This is a genomic window from Paenirhodobacter huangdaonensis, assembly GCF_004022465.1.
GTDB classification, from domain to species: domain Bacteria; phylum Pseudomonadota; class Alphaproteobacteria; order Rhodobacterales; family Rhodobacteraceae; genus Rhodobacter; species Rhodobacter huangdaonensis.
Window position 1 is genome coordinate 152,690 of record NZ_SAVA01000009.1, and the last position, 18,500, is coordinate 171,189.

General features: G+C 67.2%; 14 protein-coding genes. 6 read left to right on the top strand and 8 right to left on the bottom strand.

Features of this window, described 5'->3' with window-relative positions; translation table 11 throughout:
• Window positions 1-63: 63 nt before the first annotated feature.
• Entirely contained in the window at window positions 64-4,026 is a 3,963-nt protein-coding gene (locus tag EOW66_RS15515) for a Hint domain-containing protein (protein WP_128157205.1), read from the bottom strand.
• Between the two features lie 798 nt (window positions 4,027-4,824).
• The gene (lipA, locus tag EOW66_RS15520) at window positions 4,825-5,775 is read right to left on the bottom strand and encodes a lipoyl synthase (RefSeq protein WP_128157206.1); all 951 of its coding nucleotides are present in this window, start codon (window positions 5,773-5,775) and stop codon (window positions 4,825-4,827) included.
• Between the two features lie 259 nt (window positions 5,776-6,034).
• Between lipA and EOW66_RS15525 the strand changes: the two genes are divergently transcribed.
• Both EOW66_RS15525 and EOW66_RS15530 read left to right on the top strand, forming a co-directional pair.
• Window positions 6,035-6,718, top strand: a complete 684-nt coding sequence (locus EOW66_RS15525) for an aquaporin (protein WP_128157207.1) — start codon at window positions 6,035-6,037, stop codon at window positions 6,716-6,718.
• A gap of 163 nt (window positions 6,719-6,881) precedes the next feature.
• The gene (locus EOW66_RS15530) at window positions 6,882-7,430 is read left to right on the top strand and encodes a peroxiredoxin (RefSeq protein WP_113898738.1); all 549 of its coding nucleotides are present in this window, start codon (window positions 6,882-6,884) and stop codon (window positions 7,428-7,430) included.
• A 252-nt stretch (window positions 7,431-7,682) separates the two neighbouring features.
• Here EOW66_RS15530 and aroB read toward each other — a convergent pair whose 3' ends face one another.
• A complete protein-coding gene (aroB, locus tag EOW66_RS15535; RefSeq protein WP_128157208.1) occupies window positions 7,683-8,792 on the bottom strand; it encodes a 3-dehydroquinate synthase in 1,110 nt (369 codons plus the stop codon).
• On the bottom strand, window positions 8,785-9,339 hold the full coding sequence (locus EOW66_RS15540) for a shikimate kinase (RefSeq protein WP_128157248.1): 555 nt from the start codon (window positions 9,337-9,339) through the stop codon (window positions 8,785-8,787). Before EOW66_RS15540 ends, aroB begins: the two co-directional genes overlap by 8 nt.
• Before the next feature lie 80 nt (window positions 9,340-9,419).
• Between EOW66_RS15540 and EOW66_RS15545 the strand changes: the two genes are divergently transcribed.
• The 4 genes from EOW66_RS15545 to EOW66_RS15560 are packed head-to-tail and all read left to right on the top strand — an operon-like array spanning window position 9,420 to window position 13,628.
• A complete protein-coding gene (locus tag EOW66_RS15545; RefSeq protein ID WP_128147288.1) occupies window positions 9,420-9,767 on the top strand; it encodes a hypothetical protein in 348 nt (115 codons plus the stop codon).
• Window positions 9,757-11,331: a hypothetical protein gene (locus EOW66_RS15550; RefSeq protein WP_239017606.1), complete on the top strand. Its 1,575-nt coding sequence runs from the start codon at window positions 9,757-9,759 to the stop codon at window positions 11,329-11,331. Before EOW66_RS15545 ends, EOW66_RS15550 begins: the two co-directional genes overlap by 11 nt.
• A complete protein-coding gene (locus EOW66_RS15555) occupies window positions 11,328-12,269 on the top strand; it encodes a site-specific tyrosine recombinase XerD (RefSeq protein WP_128157209.1) in 942 nt (313 codons plus the stop codon). The genes EOW66_RS15550 and EOW66_RS15555 overlap by 4 nt, the downstream gene beginning before the upstream one ends.
• Before the next feature lie 33 nt (window positions 12,270-12,302).
• Window positions 12,303-13,628, top strand: coding sequence for an HlyC/CorC family transporter (locus tag EOW66_RS15560; protein WP_128157210.1), 1,326 nt, complete (start codon window positions 12,303-12,305; stop codon window positions 13,626-13,628).
• Here EOW66_RS15560 and EOW66_RS15565 read toward each other — a convergent pair whose 3' ends face one another.
• From EOW66_RS15565 to EOW66_RS15580, 4 genes are read right to left on the bottom strand one after another with little or no spacing between them, the layout of a single operon-like run.
• On the bottom strand, window positions 13,629-14,714 hold the full coding sequence (locus tag EOW66_RS15565; protein WP_128157211.1) for an ABC transporter ATP-binding protein: 1,086 nt from the start codon (window positions 14,712-14,714) through the stop codon (window positions 13,629-13,631).
• A 1-nt stretch (window position 14,715) separates the two neighbouring features.
• Complete coding sequence (locus EOW66_RS15570; protein ID WP_206363716.1) at window positions 14,716-16,353, bottom strand: alpha-glucosidase family protein; 1,638 nt, start codon at window positions 16,351-16,353, stop codon at window positions 14,716-14,718.
• Window positions 16,354-17,487, bottom strand: coding sequence for a carbohydrate ABC transporter permease (locus EOW66_RS15575; protein ID WP_128157212.1), 1,134 nt, complete (start codon window positions 17,485-17,487; stop codon window positions 16,354-16,356).
• A complete protein-coding gene (locus EOW66_RS15580; RefSeq protein ID WP_128157213.1) occupies window positions 17,487-18,482 on the bottom strand; it encodes a carbohydrate ABC transporter permease in 996 nt (331 codons plus the stop codon). The genes EOW66_RS15575 and EOW66_RS15580 overlap by 1 nt, the downstream gene beginning before the upstream one ends.
• Between the last annotated feature and the right edge of the window lie 18 nt (window positions 18,483-18,500).

Consider the following 18,500-nt stretch of genomic DNA (forward strand, 5'->3'; position numbering starts at 1 on the left):
TTTCGCCGCAAGACGACGGCGCCCGAGGATGCCCGGGCGCCGTCCTGTCCGTTCCGGCGCCGCTCAGCGGTGCATCAGCAGCTGCGCCTCGTGCCGCTTCAGCGTCTTGCGCGCCGCACCATAGGCCTCGCGGCCCTCGTGGTTCTGCAGCTCGGGGAAGAGCTCGTAGATCTCTGCCCGCTGCGCATTGCCCATGCCGCCAAGCGCCTGGTCGCCGGGCTGGAAGCTTTCGGTCCAGGCGCCGTTCGCCAGCACCACCTCGTGGCGGTCGAACATGAAGTGGATGTAGCTCGTGCCCAGCGTCTCGACCGGCTTGATGCCGATGTTGTCGACCAGGTGCTTCGCCGCGACCAGCACCTCGTGCTCCTCGAAGTAGAGCGCGGTGCGCTCGCTCGAGACCAGCATCCGGTGGTTGGGCGAGACCATCATGTCGCGCTCGGGCAGGCCGTTGCCAAGCGCGCCGGCACGGATCAGCACCGGTTTCAGATGGTGGGCCATCATCAGTTCGGCCCGGTTCAGGTCGCGCCGGCCGGCCCAGCGGATCTCCTGGATGCCGTTGTCGCGGGTGATGACCTTGTCGCCGGGCTGCAGCTCCTCGACCAGCCGCTCGCCCTTCGGCGTCGCGACCAGCGTGCCGGGGGTGAAGCAGGGCACGATCTGCTCGATGTTGTGGAATTCCATCGAGCCGGTGACGTTGCCGTAATCATCCAGGAACTGCACGGTGCCGTTCTCGTGGTCGGGCGTCGTGTAGATGATGTTCAGGTGGTCGCGGCCGACGCCGCTGAGATCGAGCACGTCCCAGTCGGAGTTGTCCGGGTCCTCGTTGCCGTCGACGAAATCGTGGTTGCCGTCGTCGATCGAGCCGACGATGAAGGTATCGCTGCCAAGGCCACCGATCAGCGTATCGACGCCCTGCCCGCCGGTCAGCGTGTCATTGCCCGCGCCGCCGTCAAGGCTGTCCTGGCCCTGGCCGCCGGTGAGCAGGTCGTCGCCGTCCTCGCCGAAGATCCGGTCGTCGCCGTCGCCGCCATTGGCGATGTCGTTGCCGGCGCCGGCGTGGATGGTGTCCTGTCCGGTGCCGCCCTCAATGCTGTCGTCGCCCGCGCCGCCGGTGATGCTGTCATCGCCCTCGCCGCCGATCAGCGTGTCGTTGCCCTCGCCACCGTCGATCGTGTCCGAGGCCGCGCCGCCGTCGATATAGTCGTCGCCCTGCCCGCCGATCAGCGTGTCGTTGCCTTCGCCGCCCTCGATCGTGTCATTGTCGATGCCGCCGTCGATGTAATCGTCGCCGCCGTCGCCATAGAGCATGTCATTGTCGTCGGCGCCAAAGATCACGTCGTTGCCGTCACCGCCGTGGATCGTGTCCATGCCGTTGTCGGGGCGCAGGTCGGTGGCATCGGGCACGTTCAGCGAGTCGGGATAGCCCGGCGCCAGCCCGCCATAGATGGTGTCGTTGCCGGTGCCGCCGAAGATCAGGTCCGAGCCCTCGGCGCCGACGATGACGTCATTGCCGTCGCCGCCCAGCACGGTGTCGTCGTCGCAGCCCGCGTCGATCGAGTCATTGCCGGTGCCGCCGTCGATGTAATCGGCATCGTCGCCGGTGCTGATCGTGTCGTTGCCGCCGCCGCCATAGACGGTGTCGCGGTCGTTGTAGGGATCGGCATCGCCCGGGAACAGGCCCGGATAGCCGCGGTCGGGGGCATAGTTCGCCAGCCCGTCGGGGCCGGTGGTGATGACGTCATCGCCCTCGCCGCCATCGACGAGGTCACTGCCCGCCCCGCCCGAGAGCACGTCGGCGTCATTGCCGCCCTCGATCGTGTCATTGCCCGCGCCGCCCGAGATCGTGTCGCGGCCCTCGCCGCCGATCAGGCTGTCGTCGCCCGCCTCGCCGAAGATCGAGTCATTGCCGAGATCGCCCCAGACGGTGTCGTCGCCCAGCCCCGCATAGACGGTGTCGTTGCCGGCGCCGGCCAGAACCCGGTCGTCATTCGCCGCGTCGCCCGGCAGGATCGCGTCATTGTGGTCGATCATGTCGCCTTCGGGATCGCCGGTATAGGCGATGTCGATCAGATCGTCGCCCGAGGTGCCCTCGACATAGCCGTCGCCGTGATCGACGATCACGTTCTCGATGTTGGCGAAATCGAGCGTGCCGACGACGTTGCCATCGGTGTCGAGGAAGCTGACCGTGCCATTTTCGGGGTTGGTGTTGTCATAGGCGATGCTGACCGGGCCCGCGCCGGTGAGGTCGAGCACGTCATAATCGTCGCCGCCCTCGCCGCCGTCGATGTGGTCGCCCACCCCTTCCGCGGCCGAGCCCACGGTGAAGGTGTCGCGGTCGTCGCCGCCCGACAGATGGTCCGCCCCGGTGCCGCCCGCGATCAGGTCATTGCCGCCCTGACCGAGGATGGTGTCGTCGCCCTCGCCGCCCAGAAGGGTATCGTTGCCCTCTTCGTCATCGGTCGCCGCGGTGGTGGTGGCGGTGATGTCGGTGATGGTGATCGCCTGGTCGGTCGGGCCGCCGTTGTCGTAATCGATCACGATGCGCGCGACGTTGCCCGAGACCTGCACCAGCACCGAACCGGCCTGCGAGGCCGAGGTGAGCGAGCCGTTGTCGACGTTCTGACCGGTCACGGTATTGCCCGAGACGGTCTGGCTGCCCTCGGGCGTGTAGGTCACCGGCAGCAGGTTGCCATCGGCGTCATAGGCGTAAACCGTGACGATATCGCGGTGGTAATCCGAGCTGGTGCCCTGGTCGAGATCGTTGATCCGGAACGAGACGTTCGAGATCGTGTCGCCATAGGCCGCGTCGTTCGAGGCGAAGCTCAGCGTGGTGCTCGAGGTGTTGTCGACCCCGCCCTCGCCGCCGCAGCCGTAAAGCCGCAGCCCGCCCGAAGACGACAGCCCGTCGCCGTTTTCGACATATTGGGTTTCGTTGGTGACCGTCGCGGTGGCGCCCTGGTCCTGCGCCTGGAAGCCGAAGGTGACGGTCACGCCGCCCATGTCGGCGGTCGCACCGTTCGAGATGCCACAGCCCGAGCTGCCGAAATCCGACCAGTCGAGGGTCAGCGCCGCGCCCGCGCCCGAGCCGGTGGTGTCGCCGCCATCGCCCTCGATGTAATCATTGCCCGAACCGCCGTCGATCGAGTCATTGCCCGAGCCGCCATAGAGGCTGTCCCCTGCCCCCGCGCCCTCGATCGTGTCGTCGCCGCCGTTGCCGTAGAAGACATTGGTGAAGGTGTCGGCGCTGGTGGTGCCTTCCTGATCGAAGCCCACGAGGCTGTCGCCATAGGCCGAGCCGATCACCCCGTCGATGCCGCCGGCGATCGAGTCGCCCGCGGCCGCGCCGCCCGAAAGCGCGCCGGTCGCGAGGTTGACCGAGACGCCGCCGGTCGAGTCCGAATAGTCGATCAGGTCGAGGCCCTGGTTGCCCTCGAAGGTATCGTTGCCCGCGCCGCCGTGCAGCGTGTCATCGCCCTTGCCGCCCGAGAGATAGTCGTCGCCCGCCCCGCCATCGAGGCTGTCGTTGCCGTCCTGGCCATAGACCTCGTCATTGCCCGCGCCGGCCAGCACCGTGTCATTGCCCGCGCCGGCCTGCACGATGTCGTCATTGCCGGTCTCGCCGGGCAGGATCGCGTCATTGTGGTCGATCATGTCGCCATCGGGATCGCCGGTATAGGCGAGGTCGATCAGGTCGTTGCCCGCGGTGCCCGAGACGATGCCGTCCGAGGGCGGTTCGCAGACGGTGACGGTGGCGGTAGCGGTGTCATAGCCGCCGTGACCATCCGAGATCTGATAGGTGATCGTGGCGGCGCCCGAGAACCCCGCGGCGGGGGTGAAGGTGATCGAACCGTCCGAATTCACCGCCACCGTGCCGTGGCTTGCCGTCGGCGTGCCATAGACGCTGATCCGGTCGCAATCGGGATCGTAGTCGTTCGCGAGCACCTTGATCGTTACCGCGGTATTGTAGGCGGTGCTCGCGGTATCGTCGCGCGCAACCGGATCGTGATTGCAGATAATCCAGGTCATGGCAGCCTCTCCTTCGCCCGCCGAGCCTTGCGGCCCGCGTCTTCCCTCGGCGCGCAACGGCGGCGCCTGTGACACACACCGGAGGCTCTCGCGATCCTCCGGACGACTCTCACGGCGCAGCTATGCGTCAACGCGCGGGTTCAGGGTGCAACGGACCATCCCGCAAATGCGCGGGTGACGACCTCGACGTCATTTCAAAGGCGTTTCGGGGCCAAAGCTGCCCCCGAACATTGGCAGCACCATTCACGAACCAGTGCGCATCAGCGGATGCATCACCGTAACTCGGCCGCCCCCGCGGCCCGTTGCCCCCCAGTTGGGCAGCCCGGTGATAGCGCCCCAGCCGGCCTCCGGAAAAGGGCAAACTTGCCTTATTCTCGCCAGATTTCAGGCAAGGTTCCGGCGCGGCGCGCCACAATTGCGAAAATCTTCTCCCCCTCGGCGCAGGATTGTTTCCGTTTTCGGCATGATTGCGGCGCCCCGGAATTGCGGCTTTGCCTTCTTTACCAATCATTAACCGACCCGGCCGCACCAGACCGCTGCGTGCCCGTCCCGATGCCGTGCCGAAATCCGTGCATGGTTAAGAAACAATGAACGTCGCCATTCGTTTCCGAAACAGGATCAATTTCGCCGCCATTCGGGAACAATCCGTCCCGATCGATTGTGCACAAATCATCTTCAAATGTGAAACGGGGCAGGGTTTGTCGCCCTGCCCCTCCGGCTCACGCCGAATCACGTTTTGGTAACCTTGCCGCCAGGGCCTTCTGCCGCGCCGCAATGCGGGCGGCGCTGCCCCTCGGCTCAGCCGCGGCCGAGCTTTTCAAGCCGCGCCGCACGCAGCCGGGCGAAGTCGTCGCCGGCGTGATAGCTCGAGCGCGTCAGCGGCGTCGCCGAGACCATCAGGAAGCCCTTGCCATAGGCGGCGCGCTCATATTCCCGGAACTCGTCGGGCGTCACGAACCGGTCGACGGCGTGGTGCTTGGGCGTCGGCTGCAGGTACTGGCCGATGGTCAGGAAGTCGATGTCGGCGGCACGCATGTCGTCCATCACCTGTTTCACCTCCATCGCGCTCTCACCCAGCCCGACCATGATCCCCGACTTGGTGAACATGCCCGGATCCAGCTCCTTCACCCGCTGCAGCAACCGCAGCGAATGGAAGTAGCGCGCACCGGGGCGCACCTCGGGGTAGAGCCCCGGCACCGTCTCGAGATTGTGGTTGAACACGTCGGGGCGCGCCTCGACCACCTTTTCCAGCACCTCGGGACGGCATTTCAGGAAGTCTGGGGTCAGGATCTCGATCGTGGTCTCGGGCGCGCGGTGGCGCACGGCGCGGATCGTCTGGGCGAAATGCTCCGCCCCGCCATCCTCGAGATCGTCGCGGTCGACCGAGGTGATGACGACATGCTTCAGCCCGAGCGTCGCGACCGCATGGGCGACGCGGCCCGGCTCGAACACGTCGAGCGCGTCGGGCCGGCCGGTCGCGACGTTGCAGAACGAACAGCCGCGGGTGCAGACCTCGCCCATGATCATCATCGTGGCGTGGCCCTGGCTCCAGCATTCGCCGACATTCGGGCAGCCCGCCTCTTCGCAGACGGTGACCAGCTTGTTCGATTTCAGGATCTCGCGGGTGTCCTTGTAGCCCTGCGAGGTCGGCGCCTTGACCCGGATCCAGTCCGGCTTCTTCGGCTGCGCATGATCGGGGCGATGCGCCTTCTCGGGGTGGCGCTGGCCGGGAAGTTTCAGGTCGCGCATCGGGGACATCCTTTCCGATCGTGGGTGCCCCTCACATAGGATGAAACGGCCCGGGATGCAATTTCCGCGCGCGTCAGCCACCGCCCCTCGCGCTGCGGACCGGCCCTTGCGGCAGGGATGACGTTGCAGGAGCTGGGGAGCGCCGGTGCAGCTTTCCCACTAACACAGGCCCCGAATTCCGCCATACTCGGCGCCTGTATGCGGCCGCGCGGCCCTGCCCGCGGCAGTTTGGTGAAACGTAAAAGGGACAGATTATTCCATGAAGAAAGCAACGGCAGAATTCCTCGGCACCTTCATCCTGGTGTTCTTCGGCGTGGGCTCGGCGGTGCTGATGGGCAGCCATGTCGGCATGCAGGGCATCGCGATCGCCTTCGGCCTGTCGATCGTCGCCGCAGCCTACGGGCTTGGCGCGATCTCGGGCGCGCATCTCAACCCCGCGGTCTCGCTCGGTGTGCTACTCGCCGGCCGGATGAGCGCGGCCGAGTTCCTGACCTATGTCGTCGCACAGATTCTCGGCGCGATCGTCGGCGCCTTCGCGATCTATGTGATCGCCACCGGCAAGGCCGATTACGCGATCGCGACGAACGGGCTTGGCCAGAATGGTTTCGGCCCCGGCTACAATGGCGGCTATTCGATGGGCGCTGCGCTGGTCTTTGAAACGGTGGCGACCTTCCTCTTCGTCACCGTCATCCTCGGCGTGACCGGCGCCGGCGCGCCGGCGGGCTTTGCCGGCCTTGCCATCGGCCTCACCCTCACCGGCATCCACCTGGTCGGCATCGACGTCACCGGCGTTTCGGTGAACCCCGCGCGTTCGATCGGCCCGGCGCTCTTCGTCGGCGGCACGGCGCTCGCGCAGCTGTGGCTCTTCATCGTCGCGCCGCTGGTCGGCGGTGCGCTTGCCGGGATCGCGCATCGCGCCGGGCTGACCAGCGCCGAGGCCTGAGCCCCTTCCCCGCAAGACCCGAACGGGCGGCCTGGCCGCCCGTTTTTCATGCGCACTTCGCCGCGGCGCAGCCTTTTTTCGCTGCAAGTGCAAGGTCAGCCATTGTGACGGGACTATCGTTGTCTTAGAACGATTCCAGAAAATGCCAGATCAGGAGAGACCCATGCAGGCTGGTTCCAAGCTTCCCGAAGTCACCTTCCACACCCGCGTCCGCGACGAGAGCGTCGGCGGCCCGAACCCGTTCCGCTGGGAGGACAAGACCACCGCCGATTACTTCGCGGGCAAGCGCGTCGTGCTCTTCGCGCTGCCGGGCGCCTTCACCCCGACCTGCTCGACCTACCAGCTGCCGGGCTACGAGAAGGGCTTCGGCGATTTCGCCGCGCTCGGCATCGACGCGATCTACTGCCTTGCGGTCAACGACAGCTTCGTGATGAACCAGTGGGCGAAGGCCCAGGGGCTCGAGAACGTCACCGTGATCCCGGATGGCTCGGGCGAGTTCACCCGCCGCGTCGGCATGCTGGTGCGCAAGGACAACCTCGGCTTCGGTCTGCGCTCGTGGCGCTATGCCGCGGTGGTCAACGATGGTGTGGTCGAGGCCTGGTTCGAGGAACCCGGCCTGATGGACAATTGCCCGGATGACCCCTACGGCGTGTCCTCGCCGGAAACCGTTCTGGGCTGGCTGCGCGAGGCCGGCAAGGAACAGGCGGCCTGAGCCGTCGCCGCTGTCGCGCCCCCGGGAAAGGGCGCGAACGGGAAGGGCCGGAGGGAAACCTCCGGCCCTTTTTCATCCGCCGTGCATGCCGGGCGCGGGCGCGAGGGGGCGCTGCCCCCTCTTGGCTGCGCCAATTCACCCCCGGGATATTTGGCGCGATTGGAAGAGGAGCGCGGCTCTATGCTTCCAATTGCCTGAAATATCCCGGGGGTGAGGGCGAAGCCCGAGGGGGCAGTGCCCCCTGCCCGGCCCTCAGCCGCGCGCCGCGAGCGCCTCCTCGAGCAGCCGCTTCAGCACGTCACGCGGCACGTCCGAGGTGACGAAGGCCTCGCCGATGCCGCGCGCGAGGATGAAGCGCATCTTGCCGTCGAGCACCTTCTTGTCCTGTGCCATCAGCGCAATCAGCCCCTCGGCATCGGGCAGATCGCCCGGGATGTCGGCCAGATCGGTCTTCATCCCCATCGCCTTCAGATGTGCGCGCACCCGCGACGGCGCCTCCTGGCTGCACAGGCCAAGCCGCTGGCTGAGCTCGAAGGCGAGCGCGCAGCCGATCGCCACGCCCTCGCCATGCAAGAGCCGGTCGCCATAGCCGGTCGCCGCCTCGAGCGCGTGGCAGAAGGTGTGGCCAAGGTTCAGCAGGGCGCGGTCGCCCTCCTCGGTCTCGTCGCGCGCGACGATCTCGGCCTTCATCTCGACCGAGCGCCTCACCGCCATCTGCCGCGCCGCGAGGTCGCCGGCCGCGAGCTTCGGCCCCATGTCCTCGAGCCATTCGAAGAACAGCGGATCGCCGAGCAGCCCGTATTTCACCACCTCGCCATAGCCCGCGAGGAAATCGCGCGCGGTGAGCGTGCCCAGCAGCGCGATGTCGGCAAGCACCAGCGCGGGCTGATGGAAGGCGCCGATCAGGTTCTTGCCGGCCTTGACGTTGATCCCGGTCTTGCCGCCGACCGAGCTGTCGACCTGGGCGAGCAGCGTCGTCGGGATCTGCACGAACCGCACGCCGCGGCGCAGGATCGCGGCGGCAAAACCGACGAGATCGCCGATCACCCCGCCGCCGAAGGCGATGACGATGTCCTTGCGCTCGACCTTCTGCTCGAGCAGCCATTCGCAGGCGCGCTCGAGCGAGGCCCAGCATTTCGTGCCCTCACCCGCCGGCAGCGCAAGCGAGACCATCTCGATGTCGCCAAGCCCCGCGCGCAGCGCCTGAAGATGCAGCGCGCCGACGGTCTCGTCGGTGATCACCGCAACGCGCGGACGGCGCAGCAGCGGCGCGATCTCGGCGCCGGCCCCGGCAATCAGCCCCGCGCCGAGGCGCACGTCATAGGACCTCGATCCCAGCTCGACCCGAACCGTCTCACGCATCCCGTTCCTCCTCGAAAACTCCGCCGCGCGCGCGCAGCGCCGCGACCACCTTCTGTGCCATGTCCTCGATCGACAGACCGGGCTCGGCCTCGACCGCCACCTGCGCCAGCGCATAGACCGGCGCGCGGGTCTCGAACAGCTCGCTCAGCGTGCGCTTCGGATCGGCGGTGCGCAGCAGCGGCCGGGTGTTCTTGTGCCGCACCCGCTGCCACAGGAGCTCGAGCCCCGCCTGCAGCCAGACCGAGACCCCGAGCCGCGCGATCATCTCGCGGTTCGCCGCGCTCATGAAGGCGCCGCCGCCGGTCGAGACGACGGCCGGCGGCCCCGCAAGCAGCCGCGCGATCACCTCGCTCTCGCGGGCGCGGAAGAAGGGCTCGCCGTCACGGGCGAAGATCTCGGCCACCGACATCTGCGCCGCCTTCACGATCTCCTCGTCACTGTCGAGGAAGGGCACGCCCAGAGTGCGCGCAAGCGCCGTGCCGACCGCGGTCTTGCCCGCCCCCATCATGCCGACGAGCACGATCGTGCGGGTCAGTTTCGGGGGCATCTGCGGCGCCGGGCGCGGGCCGTGCGGGCTCTCTTCGGTCAAGCGGTCCTCCCTCGTCGCGCCCGGGCGGAGTGCCGCCGATGCGCGGGCGCTTGCGCAAACGTGAATTCCGGCCCCCTGAATGGCGTGATCTTCGGCGAAATGCCATATATAATCTTTGCGAGTTTCCGCCGCAGGGCGTATCGGGGCGGCGCAGACCGCGCGTCGCGGCGTGCCGCGATCTCCGGGACGTCCGGCGCGGAGGGCAAAACATCGAGCAAGAAGAAACGGAAGACGGACTTATGGGGCGTATTTTTCAGGCCATCGCGATTCTCCTGGTTTTTGCCGTGCTTGCGGTGATTGGTTATGCCTATTTCGGCGACATGCATCCTCAGACCGGCGAGCAGCGGCTCGAGGTCACATTGCCGGGGAATGCGGGTGGCAACTGAGCGTGGCCGGATCTTCCTGCTGCTGACCGCTCTGGCCCTGCCCGGCACGGCACAAGCCGAAGGCGAGCCGCTTTCGGCGATCGACTGGTTGTCGCGCTCGGTGGTGACGCCGGCCGCGATGGCGCCGCACAGCCTTGCGGTGCCCGGCGCACGCCCGGGCGAGCCGCCGGTGAGCAGCGGTGTGACGAATGAATCCGTCTCGGTGATGTCGCTCGACCGGCCGCCGGCGAATGCGCTCGGCCTTGTGCCGGTGGCGCGCACCGGGCTGCCGCGCGATCTGTGGGGCGACACGCCCGAGGCGCAGCTTGCCGCGGCGCTGCGCAAGGAGCGCATCGACACCCTGCCCTCGATCCAGGCCTTCCTGATGGAGCTGCTGCTCGCCGAGCTCGATCCGCCGCGGGTGCCCGCGCCGGCGGGGCACAACGTGCTGTTCCTCGCCCGCGTCGACCGGCTGCTCGACATGGGTGCGCTCGATCAGGCGATGGCGCTGCTGGAACAGGCCGATGCGACCGATCCCGAGGTCTTCCGCCGCCGCTTCGACGTGGCGCTGCTGCTCGGCGAGGAAAACAAGGCCTGCGAGATCATGGAAAAGACGCCGCGTCTGGCGCCGTCCTTCCCGGCGCGGATCTTCTGCCTTGCCCGCTCGGGCGACTGGCAGACGGCGGCGCTGAGCTTCGGCACCGGCCGCGCGCTTGGCCAGATCGACCCGGAAACGGCCGACCTGCTCGAGCGCTTCCTCGAGCCCGAGCTCGCGGACGGCGCCGAGGATCTGCCGCCGCCCTCGCGCCCCTCGCCGCTCGTCTTCCGGATGATGGAGGCGATCGGTCAGCCGATGTCGACGAACAGCCTGCCGGTGGCGTTCGCCCAGGCCGACCTGCGCTCGAACACCGGCTGGAAGGCGCAGCTCGAGGCGGCCGAGCGGCTGACCCGGATGGGGGTGCTCGATCCGAACCAGCTGCTCGGGCTCTACACCCAGGACAAGGCCGCGGCCTCGGGCGGGGTGTGGGACCGGGTCACGCTGATCTCCGACTTCGACACCGCGCTGAACGAAAATGACGCCGGCCGCGTGGCACAGCTGTTGCCCGCGGTCTGGGACGCGATGCAGGCGCAGGAACTCGAACCGGCGCTTGCCGCGATCTATGGCGAACGGCTTGCGGCAATGGATCTGCCGGAGGAGGCGGGCGGCATCGCCTTCCGCCTTGGCCTGCTGAGCGCGGGCTACGAGAAGGTGGCCCGCGCGCATGTGCCGGCCGATGCCGACGAGCAGCTGCTGTGCGGCATCGCCCAGGGGGCGACCGCGACGGTGCCGGCGCAGGACCAGCTCGGGCTGATGCTGAAGCGGGTCTTCGACACCCCGGCGACGACCGTGCCCGCGCCCTATGCCGAGATGATGCCGAACCGGCAGGGCGAGGCGCTGCTTGCCGCCGTCGATGACATCACCGAAGGCGCGAAGGGCGATTACCGCCGTGTCGAGAGCGGGCTCGACCTGATGCGGCTGAACGGGCTCGAGGAGGTCGCGCGGCGTGCGGCGCTTGAAATGGTGATCCTGGAGCGCAACGGATGAGCGCCCCGCCGAACGCACGCTGGATCGCCACCTTTCTCGAGGCGCAGGCGGCCGAGGCGGGCGCCGCGCGCAACACGATCCTGAGCTATGGCCGCGACCTGACCGACTTCCTCGGCTTCGTCGAGGCGCGGGATCTGGCCTTTGCCACACTCGGCCGCGAGGCGGTCGAGGATTACCTCGTGCGCTGCGAGGCCGAGGGGCTGGCGAAATCGACGCGCGCGCGGCGGCTTTCGGCGATCCGGCAGCTCTTCCGCTTCGCCTATGAGGAAGGCTGGCGCGCCGACAACCCGACGCTGCGCATCACCGGCCCGGGCAAGGCCCAGCGGCTGCCGAAGACGCTGAGCCTCGAAGAGGTCGAGGCGCTGCTCGAGGCGGCGCGCGATCAGGGCCAGTCGCTCTCCGAGCAGATCCGCAACCGCTGCCTGATGGAACTGCTCTATGCCACCGGCATGCGGGTGAGCGAGCTGGTCTCGCTGCCGGTCGCGGCGGCGCGCGGCAATCCGGCGATGCTGCTGATCCGCGGCAAGGGCGGCAAGGAACGGATGGTGCCGCTCAGCCCGCCCGCGCGTGAGGCGCTGAGCGCGTGGCTGAAGACCCGAGATACAGCCGAGGAAGAGGCGCGGCTGAACCGGCGGGTGCCGGCCTCGCGCTTTCTCTTCCCCTCGAGCGCAAAGGAAGGCCACCTGACCCGGCAGGGCTTTCACGGGCTGCTCAAGGACATTGCAGTCGCCGCGGGGGTCAGCCCGGCGCGGGTCACGCCGCACGTTCTGCGCCACGCCTTCGCCACGCATCTGCTGCAGGGCGGCGCCGATCTGCGCGCGATCCAGATGCTGCTCGGCCATGCCGATCTCTCGACCACCGAGATCTACACCCACGTCCTCGACGAGCGGCTGAAGGAACTGGTCCTCGGTCACCATCCGCTCGCCGGCGGCTCTTGAACGGGGCGCCGCGGCTCCCCATAGTGCGCGATTATGGAAAACCACATTTCGACCCTTCTCGACACCGCCTTCTGGCTGACCGCGGGCGCGATCGTCCTGCTTTTGCTGCTTTCCGCCTTCTTCTCGGGGTCGGAGACTGCGCTCACCGCCGCCAGCCGCGCCAAGCTGCGCTCGCGCGCGGACAAGGGCGACAACGGCGCCGAGACGGCGCTCGAGATCACCGAGGACAATGAGCGGCTGATCGGCGCGCTGCTGCTGGGCAACAACGTCGTCAACATCCTCTCGGCCTCGCTCGCCACCGCGCTGCTGACGCGGCTCTTCGGTCAGGGCGGCGTGGCGCTGGCGACGCTGGCAATGACGGTCCTCGTGCTGATCTTCTCGGAAGTTCTGCCGAAGACCTATGCCATCACCTATCCCGAGACCGTGGCCAGCCGCGTCGCCCGCATCGTGCGGCTGCTGATCCGGGTGCTGACGCCCGTCGTCACCGTGGTGCGGCTGGTGGTGCGCGGCATCCTGTGGGCCTTCGGGCTGCGCACCGACGCGAACCAGTCGATGTTCTCGGTCCATGATGAAATCGCCGGCGCCCTCGCCATCGGCACCTCGGAAGGCACCGTCGACAAGGCGGACCGCGACCGTCTGCTTGGCGCGCTCGATCTCGGCAGCCGCACCGTCGACGAGATCATGCTGCACCGCAGCCAGATCGAGATGCTCGATGCCGACAGCGACCCCGAGACGCTGCTGACCGCGGTGCTGAGCTCGCCGCACACCCGGCTGCCGCTCTACAAGGGCGAGCGCGAGAACGTGGTCGGCGTGATCCACGCCAAGGAGCTGCTGCGCGCGGTCGAGAAATTCCTGCGCACCGGCGACGGCAAGCTCGATTCCGTCTCGGATCTCGACGTAATGAAGGTGGCGATGAAGCCCTATTTCATCCCCGAGACCACACCGCTCGACGAGCAGATGCGCGAATTTCTCAAGCGGCGCACGCATTTCGCCCTCGTCGTCGATGAATACGGCGATCTGAAGGGGCTGCTGACGCTCGAGGACATCCTCGAGGAGATCGTGGGCGACATCACCGACGAGCTCGACCCGAAGGCCGAGCGCCAGCTGAAGCCCACCGAGACCGGCGACTACCTCGTCGATGGCGCGATGACGATCCGCGACCTGAACCGCGAGACCGACTGGGCGCTGCCCGACGAGGAGGCGAACACCGTCGCCGGCCTCGTCATCCACGAGGCGCAGACGATCCCCGAGGAAGGTCAGGTGTTCTCCTTCCACGGCTTCCGCTTCGAGGTGGTGGCGCGCAAGGACAACCGCATCACCACGCTGAAGATCAAGCCGCTGCTGCCGATCGCCGGCTGATCAGCGGTAGAGCAGCGAGCGGCCACCGGCGAAAAGATGCACCTTCGCCGGATCTGCGGCGAGCGTCACCCTTTGCCGGCGCAGATCGGCGTGGATGCCCGGCAGTTTCGCGATCATATGCGGCGCGCCCATCTCCTCGCCGAAATAGAGCAGCGTCACCTCGCCGAGCGCCTCGACGATCTCGACGGTGCCGGTGAAGAGCCCCGCGCCCCCGGTCAGCACCAGATCCTCGGGCCGGACGCCGATGTTGACCTTCAGCCCGAGATCGGCCGCAGTGGTCGGCACATGGCTGACCGCCATGCCGCCATCGGCGAGCTTCACCGTGGTTTCGGCGCCGGTCGCCACCACCTCGCCCGGAAGCAGGTTCATCTGCGGCGAACCGATGAACTGCGCCACGAACTCGTTTTCCGGCCGCTCGTAAAGCTCGAGCGGCGAGCCGACCTGCGCGATGCCCTTGTCGGCCAGCACCACGATGCGCGAGGCCAGGGTCATCGCCTCGACCTGATCGTGGGTGACATAGATCATCGTGCGGTCGGGCATCGCCTCCTTGAGCTGGGCAATCTCGATCCGCGTCGCGACGCGCAGCGCCGCGTCGAGGTTCGAGAGCGGCTCGTCAAAGAGATAGACCTTGGGGTCGCGCACGATCGCCCGGCCGATCGCCACGCGCTGCCGCTGCCCGCCCGAGAGCGCCTTTGGCAGGCGGTCGAGATAGGGCGTCAGCTGCAGGATGCGCGCGGCATTTTCCACCGCCTTGTCAATCTCTTCGCGGGACTTCTTCGCGATCTTCAGGGCGAATTCCATGTTCTGCCGCACGGTCATGTGCGGGTAAAGCGCATAGCTTTGGAACACCATCGCGATGCCGCGCTGCGCCGGCGGCATGTCGTTCACCCGCTGTCCGTCGATCACCAGATCGCCGCCAGAGATCCGCTCGAGCCCGGCGATCATCCGCAGCAGCGTGGACTTGCCGCAGCCCGAGGGGCCGACGAAGACGATCAGCTCCCCGGCCCGGATCTCGAGGTTGATGTCCTTCAGGATGTCGACGTCGCCATAGGCTTTCGAGACCCCGGTGAGGGAGAGATCGGCCATGTCACGCTCCGCTGTTCAGACGCAGGATGCTCGACTGCCAGGAGCCGAGCTGAAGATGGTTGTCCGCGGTGGGCCGGATCGAGCCGAGCTCGCCCGCGAGCGTCACCCAGTCCCCGGGCGGCAGATCGGTGTCGACCGGCGCATCGGTCAGGTTGAAGACGCACAGGATGGTCTCGTCCTCCGCCACCCGGCGGAACCGCAGCACCCCGTCCCTGGCCTCGATCTCCGTCATAAGACCCGCGCGCAAAGCATTGTGATTCTTGCGAAATGCGATGGCGCGGCGGTAATGGTGCAGCAACGCAGCGGGATCGGCCTCGGCGGCATCGACGGCCAGCGCCGACTGCACCGAGGAGATCGGCAGCCAGGGCTTGGCACTCGAGAACCCGGCATAGACGGCGTCCTTCTCCCAGACCATCGGCGTGCGGCAGCCGTCGCGGCCCTTGAATTCGGGCCAGAACTCCTTGCCGTAGGGGTCTTGCAGGTCCTCGAAGGCGATCTCGGCCTCGGGCAGGCCCAGCTCCTCGCCCTGATAGAGGCAGACCGAGCCCCGCAGACACATCAGAAGCGTCGCGTAAACCTTTGCAGCGGCGGCAGAAAGACCCCAGCGGCTGATGTGGCGCACGACGTCGTGGTTGGAATAGGCCCAGCAGGCCCAGCCCCGCGGCGCGACCGCATCGACCTTGCGGAAGACCGCGGCGATATAGGCGGCGCTGAGCGGCTCGTGCCCCGACAGCAGCTCGAAGGCATAGGACATCTGCACACCGACGCCATCCGCGGTATATTCGCCGAGGATCTCGAGCCCGCGCTGGCTGTCGCCGATCTCGCCCACGGCGGCGGCCTTGTAGGGCTCCATCACCGCCCGAAGTTTCTTCAGGAATTCAATGTTCTTCGGGTGGTTCTTGTCGTAGATGTGGCGCTGGTGATTGTAGGGGTTCACCTTTGGCGCGGTGCTGTCGTTGCGCTCCTCGACCGGCAGCGGCGGGTTGTCGCGCAACGCTTCGTCATGCATGTAGAAGTTGATCGTGTCGAGGCGGAAGCCATCGACTCCACGTTCAAGCCAGAACCGCGCCACGTCCAGCAGCGCCTCCTGCACCGCCGGGCAATGGAAGTTCAGGTCCGGCTGGCTGACGAGGAAGTTGTGCAGGTAATACTGCTCGCGCCGGGCGTCCCATTGCCAGGCCGGGCCGCCAAAGATCGACAGCCAGTTGTTCGGCGCCGTGCCGTCGGGTTTCGGATCGGCCCAGACATACCAGTCGGCCTTCGCATTGTCGCGCCCCGCCCGGCTTTCCTGGAACCAGGGATGCACGTCCGAGGTATGGCTCAGCACCAGGTCGATCATCACCTTCAGCCCAAGCGCATGCGCGGTGGCAATCACCTGGTCGAAATCGGCAAGACCGCCGAACATCGGATCGACGTCGCAATAGTTGCTGACGTCATAGCCGAAATCCTTCATCGGCGAGGTGAAGAACGGCGAGATCCAGATCGCATCGGCGCCAAGCGAGGCCACATAGGGCAGCCGGCGCACGATGCCCAGCAGATCGCCCACCCCGTCACCGTTCGTGTCCTGGAAACTGCGCGGATAGATCTGATAGATCACCGCGCCGCGCCACCAGTCGGCATCCTTTTTCATCATGGTCATTCAGCCACCTTTCACCGAGCCGGCCAAAAGGCCGCGCACGAGGTATTTCTGCATTGCAAAGAAGACGAGGAGCGGCACCGAGATCGACACGAAGGCGGAGGCCGCGAGAATTTCCCAATCGCCCCCGTGCGAGCCCATCAGCTCGCGCAGGACGCCGGTCATCACCAGCTGGTCGTGGCGGTTGCCGAGGAAGACGGTGGCGACGAGCAGGTCGTTCCAGACCCAGAGGAACTGGAAGATCGCGAAGGAGGCAAGCGCCGGGAAGGACAGCGGCAGGATGATGCGGCGGAAGATCTGGAACTCGGTCGCGCCGTCGACGCGGGCGCTCTCGATGATCTCGCGCGGCAGGCCGACCATGTAGTTGCGCAACAGGTAGATGGCGAGCGGCAGGCCGAAGCCCGTATGCGCGAGCCAAATCCCCATATAGCCCTTGCCGATGCCGATGTCGTTGTGCAGCTTCAGAAGCGGGATCAGGGCGAGCTGCAGCGGCACGACCAGAAGCCCCACCACCGCGGCGATCAGCAGCGCGCGCCCCGGAAACTCCATCCAGGCGAGCGCATAGGCCGCGAAGGCCGCGATCAGGATCGGGATCACGGTTGCCGGAATCGTCACCGTCATCGTGTTGAGGAAGGCCTGTCCCAGCCCCTCGGCGCCGATCACCCGGACGTAGTTTTCCGTGGTGACGCGCGGCGGCACGGTGGTGGTGACGAAGATCCGCATCCCCCGCCCGTCGGCAAACGCGGTGGGTGAGCTCAGCCGATAGCTGCCATCGGCGGCGACGGTCAGGCTTTGCCCGTCCTTCAGCGCAGCGGTCTCGCCCGGGCGATAGGCCTCGGGGGCGCGCGAGGTGATCCCCCAAGCGTCAAGCCGCTGGCCCTGGTCAAGGACAGTGCCCGAGATCACCCAGGTCTCACCCTCCTGCACGGCACTCTCCGCCTCGCCCGCCCGCACGAAGGCCGAGGCGGTCGAGGGAAGGGCCGCCTTCCACCAGCCCGAGGCCGCGATCTGGTCGCGGTCGCGGAAGGAAGAGACAAGCAGGCCGAAGGTCGGCACCGTCCACAGCAGCACCAGCAGCAGCGCGGCGAGGTTCACCGCCCAGACAAGACGCGCGCGGGTTCCGGCGATCTGGCTCATCACATCATCTCCCGGCGCGCGTTGCGGATGTTCCACACCATGATCGGCGTGACGAGCGCCATGATGACCAGCGCAATCGCCGAGCCGCGGCCGTAATCGGGCGCGCCGCGGAACATCCAGTCATACATCAGGTTCGCCAACACCTGCGTGCCCCATTGCCCGTTCGTCATCACGAAGACGATGTCGAAGATCTTCAGCACGGTGATGGTGATCGTGGTCCAGACGACCGCGATCGTGCCCCAGATCTGCGGCACCTTGATCCGGAAGAAGAGCTGCCACGGGTTCGCGCCATCGAGGATCGCGGCCTCGATCGTCTCTTCGGGGATGCCGCGCAATGCGGCCGAGAGGATCACCATGGCAAAGCCGGTCTGGATCCAGATCAGCACCGCCATCAGGAAGAAGTTGTTCCAGAACGGGATCGTCAGCCAGGTCTCGGGCGGATGGCCGAGCGCGGTCCAGACCGCGTTCAGCAGGCCGATCTGTTCCTGCCCCTCGGCGCGGTAGTCGTAGATGAACTTCCAGATCACCCCGGCCCCGACGAAGGAAATCGCCATCGGCATGAAGATGAAGGATTTCGCGACATTGCCCCAGCGGATGCGGTCGGTGAGCTGCGCCGCAAGCAGGCCGAAGAAGGTCGAGGCGGCGGGCACCACCAGAAGCCACAGCAGGTTGTTCAGGATCGACTCGCGGAACTTCGCATCTGCTGCCAGCCAGCGGTAATTGCCGAGCCCGACCCAGGTCCGCCCGCCGGCGTCATGCAGGCTGCGCCAGATCGAGTCGAAGACCGGATAGACGAGGTAGACCGCAAGGAACAGGATCGCCGGCCCGATGAAAAGCCAGGGCCGCACCATGTTCGCGCGCAGGATATTGCGGCCGGCATGCGGCCCGCGCGACGGCCAGACCCAGTCGAGGATCAGGTTCGATCCCCAGAACCAGGCGACGCAGCCGAAGACGCCGGTGACAATCGTGCCCGCGGCATAGCTGAGCTGTTCCATCAATCCTCCCGCCCCCGA

Coding starts and splice junctions, on each gene's coding strand:
- EOW66_RS15515 (WP_128157205.1), bottom strand. CDS start 4,026: ATGACCTGGATTATCTGCAATCACGATCCGGTTGCGCGCGACGATACC.
- lipA (WP_128157206.1), bottom strand. CDS start 5,775: ATGCGCGACCTGAAACTTCCCGGCCAGCGCCACCCCGAGAAGGCGCAT.
- EOW66_RS15525 (WP_128157207.1), top strand. CDS start 6,035: ATGAAGAAAGCAACGGCAGAATTCCTCGGCACCTTCATCCTGGTGTTC.
- EOW66_RS15530 (WP_113898738.1), top strand. CDS start 6,882: ATGCAGGCTGGTTCCAAGCTTCCCGAAGTCACCTTCCACACCCGCGTC.
- aroB (WP_128157208.1), bottom strand. CDS start 8,792: ATGCGTGAGACGGTTCGGGTCGAGCTGGGATCGAGGTCCTATGACGTG.
- EOW66_RS15540 (WP_128157248.1), bottom strand. CDS start 9,339: ATGCCCCCGAAACTGACCCGCACGATCGTGCTCGTCGGCATGATGGGG.
- EOW66_RS15545 (WP_128147288.1), top strand. CDS start 9,420: ATGCGCGGGCGCTTGCGCAAACGTGAATTCCGGCCCCCTGAATGGCGT.
- EOW66_RS15555 (WP_128157209.1), top strand. CDS start 11,328: ATGAGCGCCCCGCCGAACGCACGCTGGATCGCCACCTTTCTCGAGGCG.
- EOW66_RS15560 (WP_128157210.1), top strand. CDS start 12,303: ATGGAAAACCACATTTCGACCCTTCTCGACACCGCCTTCTGGCTGACC.
- EOW66_RS15565 (WP_128157211.1), bottom strand. CDS start 14,714: ATGGCCGATCTCTCCCTCACCGGGGTCTCGAAAGCCTATGGCGACGTC.
- EOW66_RS15570 (WP_206363716.1), bottom strand. CDS start 16,353: ATGACCATGATGAAAAAGGATGCCGACTGGTGGCGCGGCGCGGTGATC.
- EOW66_RS15575 (WP_128157212.1), bottom strand. CDS start 17,487: ATGAGCCAGATCGCCGGAACCCGCGCGCGTCTTGTCTGGGCGGTGAAC.
- EOW66_RS15580 (WP_128157213.1), bottom strand. CDS start 18,482: ATGGAACAGCTCAGCTATGCCGCGGGCACGATTGTCACCGGCGTCTTC.